Origin of the sequence: Allobaculum fili (genome assembly GCF_020969955.1) — a bacterium.
In the GTDB taxonomy this organism is placed as follows: domain Bacteria; phylum Bacillota_I; class Bacilli_A; order Erysipelotrichales; family Erysipelotrichaceae; genus Allobaculum; species Allobaculum fili.
Genome location: NZ_JAHDSX010000190.1, coordinates 1 through 231 on the forward strand (window position 1 = coordinate 1; position 231 = coordinate 231).

Annotated in this window: 1 rRNA gene; it reads right to left on the bottom strand. The window is 54.1% G+C overall.

Annotated elements, in window-relative coordinates:
• Nucleotides 1-231: ribosomal RNA gene (locus Afil_RS11010) — 23S ribosomal RNA — on the bottom strand; the annotation flags it as partial.

Consider the following 231-nt stretch of genomic DNA (forward strand, 5'->3'; position numbering starts at 1 on the left):
ATCTGGTTTCCATCCAGACTGAACGCACCTTTGGGCGCCTCCGTTACTCTTTGGGAGGCGACCGCCCCAGTCAAACTGCCCGCCTGGCACTGTCTATGAGTTTCCTCTATGTTAGGGCTTCAAATCATCAGGGGCGGTATCCCAACGTCGGCTCCAAGAATACTGGCGTACTCTTTTCTTCGCCTCCCGCCTATCCTGTACATGATCATCCAAAACCCAATACCAGGCTGC